Source organism: Xanthobacter sp. BG11Y11_SDJG (assembly GCF_057364445.1).
Genome location: NZ_JBNFNU010000347.1, coordinates 1 through 4,525, shown reverse-complemented (window position 1 = coordinate 4,525; position 4,525 = coordinate 1). Strand labels below are relative to the sequence as shown.

The 4,525-nt window shown below is 68.5% G+C and carries 2 protein-coding genes and 2 pseudogenes; all 4 read left to right on the top strand.

What is annotated here, in order from left to right; all coding sequences use genetic code 11:
• Positions 1–228: 228 nt before the first annotated feature.
• Positions 229–960, top strand: a pseudogene (locus tag AC2W7M_RS20350) (TerC family protein); the annotation flags it as partial.
• An 89-nt stretch (positions 961–1,049) separates the two neighbouring features.
• On the top strand, positions 1,050–1,829 hold the full coding sequence (locus tag AC2W7M_RS20345) for a glucose 1-dehydrogenase (protein ID WP_486134446.1): 780 nt from the start codon (positions 1,050–1,052) through the stop codon (positions 1,827–1,829).
• A 67-nt stretch (positions 1,830–1,896) separates the two neighbouring features.
• Positions 1,897–2,871, top strand: a complete 975-nt coding sequence (locus tag AC2W7M_RS20340; protein WP_486134444.1) for a quinone oxidoreductase family protein — start codon at positions 1,897–1,899, stop codon at positions 2,869–2,871.
• 161 nt (positions 2,872–3,032) lie between these two features.
• A pseudogene (locus AC2W7M_RS20335) lies at positions 3,033–4,525 on the top strand (RelA/SpoT family protein); the annotation flags it as partial.

Below are 4,525 nucleotides of genomic sequence, written 5' to 3'. Positions count from 1 at the left end.
CCCACCACCGGCCACGTCGAAGCTGGTCCGGTCCATGTGCCGCTCCCGTCTCGTCCTGTCCCGCGTCGCGCCGGCCGTCCGGCGGTGCGGGCGCCATGATAAGCCCATGGCAGGCCGCGGTCGCGCGGCCGGTTGACCCAGCCCCCGCGCAGGGCGGATGTGCCGAAAGTCCCCTTGATGACGGGACGGAAGAGCGGGAAAACTAAGGCCACCTCGGGGGCCTCAGCCATGGAATGGATCGCTTCGCCGGAAGCCTGGGCGGCGCTGGTCACGCTCACGGCCATGGAGATCGTGCTCGGCATCGACAATGTGGTGTTCATCTCGCTGCTGGTGCAGGGCCTGCCGCCGCAATTGGCGCTGCGCGCCCGGCAGATCGGCCTGTCCGCCGCGCTGGTGATGCGCATCGCTTTGCTGTTCGCCTTGTCCTGGCTGATCGGGCTGAAGGCACCGGTGTTCTCCGCCCTCGGCTACGACTTCTCCTGGCGCGATCTGATCCTGATCGGCGGCGGCGCCTTCCTGATCGCCAAGGCGACCCACGAGATGCACGCGACGGTGGAGGGCGAGGACGAATTCGAGGAAGAGATGAGCGTCGGCGAGCGCGCCCGGCGCAGCTTCTTCCTGCTGGTCGGGCAGATCGTCATCATCGACATCGTGTTCTCGGTGGATTCCATCCTCACCGCCATCGGCATGGCCGAGCATGTGGAGATCATGGTGATGGCGGTGATCATCGCCGTGGGCATCATGTTCATCGCCTCGGGGCCGCTGAGCGCGTTCATCGCCGCCCATCCCACCACCAAGATGCTGGCGCTCGCCTTCCTGGTGCTGATCGGCGTGACGCTGGTGGCGGACGGCTTCGGCGTGCATGTGCCGAAGGGCTACATCTATGCCGCCATGGCGTTCTCGGTGACGGTGGAGGCGCTCAACGTCGCCGCCACCGGCCGGCGCCGGCGCCGCGCGGAGGCCCGCCAGAACCAAGGCGTGAACGGTCAGAAACAAAGAATAAGAAGAGGTCCGGGAGGGGCGAGGCTCAACCACCTGGGGAGGATTCCATGTCAGATCGCGTGCCTTCAGATCCCGTGCCGTCCGATCGCGTGCTGCTCGTCACCGGCGCCAGCCGGGGCATCGGCGCCGCCACCGTGCGGCAGGCCGCGCAGGAGGGCTACCGCATCGCCCTCAATTATGCCTCCGCCGACCGGGAAGCGGAGGAAACCGCCGCCGCCGCCCGCGCGGCGGGCGCCGAGGTGGTTCTGGTCAAGGCCGACGTCTCGCGCCCGGAGGAGGTGGAGCGGCTGTTCGCCGAGGTGGACGGCCGGCTCGGCCGCATCACCCATCTGGTCAACAATGCCGGCATCACCGGCCCGGCGAGCAAGTTCGCGGAGATCGCGCCGGCGGAGCTGGCCCGGGTGCTCGACCTCAATGTCACCGGCGCGCTGCTGGTGGCGCGGGCGGCGGTGCGGCGCATCTCCACCGCCTATGGCGGAGCGGGCGGGGCGATCGTCAACGTCTCCTCCATGGCGGCGCGGCTCGGCTCGCCGGGGGAATATGTCTGGTACGCCGCCTCCAAGGGCGCGATCGACAGCCTGACGGTCGGCCTCGCGCGGGAGCTGGGGCCGGAGCGGGTGCGGGTGAACGCGGTGGCACCGGGCCTGATCGAGACCGGCATCCATGAACGTTCCGGCCAGCCGGACCGGCTCCAGCGCCTCGCGCCCACCATCCCGCTCGGCCGTCCGGGCACCTCGGAGGAGGTGGCGCGCTCGATCCTGTGGCTGCTGTCGGATGCCGCCTCCTATGTCACCGGCGCAGTGCTCAACATCTCCGGCGGGCGCTGAGGGCGCTTGCGGGCGGCGGGGCCGGCCTTATGATCCGGCCCCTTGAGAACGAAGCGGGAGGCGCGTCATGGTCCATGCGGTCAGGGTTCACCAGACGGGCGGTCCCGAGGTGCTCACCTACGAGGAGATCACCGTTCCCGCCCCGGGGCCCGGCGAGGTGCAGATCCGCCAGACCGCCATCGGCCTCAATTTCATCGACGTCTATTTCCGCACCGGCCTCTATGCTTCGCCGCAGATGCCGTTCGTGCCCGGCAGCGAGGGCGCGGGCGTGGTGGAGGCGGTGGGGCCGCAGGTGGAGGGCTTCCATGCCGGCGACCGCGTCGCCTACGCCATGGCCCCGGGCGCCTATGCGCAGGTGCGCAACATCCCCGCCGCCATGCTGGTGCACCTGCCGGCGGCGATCGACGACCGCACCGCCGCGGCCATGATGCTGAAGGGCATGACGGCGCAGTATCTCGTCAAGCGCACCCACCACGTGAAGCCGGGCGATGTGCTTCTGGTGCAGGCGGCGGCCGGCGGCGTCGGCCTCATCCTCACCCAGTGGGCGCACCAGCTCGGCGCCACGGTGATCGGCACGGTGGGCTCGAAGGACAAGGCGGAACTGGCGCTCGCCCATGGCTGCGACCACGTCATCCTCTATCGGGACGAGGATTTCGTGCACAAGGTCAAGGAGATCACCGCCGGCAAGCTGTGCGACGTGGTGTATGACGGCATCGGTCAGGCGACCTATCCGGCCTCGCTCGACTGCCTCAAGCCGCTCGGCCTGTTCGTGTCGTTCGGCAACGCCTCCGGGGCGATCCGCAATTTCGAGCTGCTCGACCTCTCCAAGCGCGGCTCGCTGTTCGCCACACGGCCGACGCTCGGCACCTTCGTCGCCAAGCGGCACGATCTCTTGGCCACCGCCAACGATCTGTTCGAGGCGGTGCTGGGCGGCGGGGTGAAGATCCCGATCCACCAGACCTTCCCGCTCAAGGACGCCCGCAAGGCGCACGAGGTGCTGGAGGGGCGCGGCACCACGGGCTCGACGCTTCTGCTGCCGTGACGCTGCGGTGGGCCTGACGCTTTTGCCGGCGGGAGCGCACGCGCGCCTTGCGCGCGCCGCGCTTCGCGCCGATATTTAAACAACAACAAAGAACGGGGCCGCCCGCCGACGGATTTTCTCCATCGGCGCGCCCCGCTCGTGCTGCGACGGATCGTTCGGCCATGATGCGCCAATACGAACTGGTCGAGCGCGTTCGACGGTACAATCCAAAGACCGACGAGGCGCTTCTCGACCGCGCCTATGTCTACGCCATGAAGGCGCACGGCAGCCAAGTGAGGGCGTCGGGCGATCCCTATTTCTCGCACCCGCTGGAAGTGGCGGCGATCCTCACCGATCTGAAGCTCGACGACGCCACCATCGTCGCCGCGCTGCTGCACGACACCATCGAGGACACCGACGCCACCAAGAGCGAGATCGAGCGCCTGTTCGGCCACCAGATCGCGACCCTGGTGGAGGGCCTAACCAAGATCAAGAAGCTCGATCTGGTGTCGAAGCAGGCCAAGCAGGCCGAGAACCTGCGCAAGCTGCTGCTCGCCATCGCCGACGACGTGCGCGTGCTCCTCGTCAAGCTCGCCGACCGCCTGCACAACATGCGCACCCTGAAATGGGTGCCGCCGGACAAGCGCGACCGGGTGGCCCAGGAGACGCTGGACATCTACGCCCCGCTGGCCGCGCGCATGGGCATGCAGGACATGCGCGAGGAACTGGAAGACCTCGCCTTCCGCCAGCTGTCGCCGGAAGCCTATCAGAGCATCACCACCCGGGTCTCGGAGCTGCGCCAGCGCAACGGCCCGCTGGTGGAGGAGATCGAGCGCGAGCTGCGGGACGAGCTGGCCCGGCGCGGCATCGCGGCGGACGTGAAGGGGCGCGAGAAGGCGCCCTATTCCATCTGGGGCAAGATGGAGCGCAAGGCGATCGGCTTCGAGCAGCTTTCCGACCTCTACGGCTTCCGCGTGATCGTGAAGAGCGTGGACGAGTGCTACCGCGCGCTCGGCGTGGTCCACACCAAGTGGGCCATCGTGCCGGGGCGCTTCAAGGATTACATCTCGACCCCCAAGCCCAACGACTACCGATCGCTGCACACCACCCTGATCGGCCCGCGCCGCCAGCGGGTGGAACTGCAGATCCGCACCCGCGACATGGAGGAGATCGCGGAATACGGCATCGCCGCCCATGCACTGTACAAGGACCCGTCCGGCGAGCCCGGCCCCATGCTCTCCAATGAGAGCCGCGCCTATGCCTGGCTGCGCAAGACCATCGAGAACCTGTCGCAGGGCCTCTCCCCGGAAGAGTTCCTGGAGCACACCAAGCTCGAACTGTTCCACGACCAGGTGTTCTGCTTCACCCCCAAGGGCCGGCTGATCGCGCTGCCGCGCAAGGCGACGCCCATCGACTTCGCCTATGCGGTGCACACCGACATCGGCAACACCGCCGTGGGCTGCAAGATCAACGGCACCATCGCGCCGCTGGTGTCGGAGCTGAAGAATGGCGACGAGGTGGAGATCATCACCTCCAGAACGCCCAGTCGCCGCCGGAGCGTGGGAGACCATCGCCGTCACCGGCAAGGCGGCGCGCCGCGGTGCGCCGGGCGACGCGCACCGCGGTCAGGCGCAATATGCCGGGCTCGGCCGCAAGATCGCCGAGCGCGCCTTCG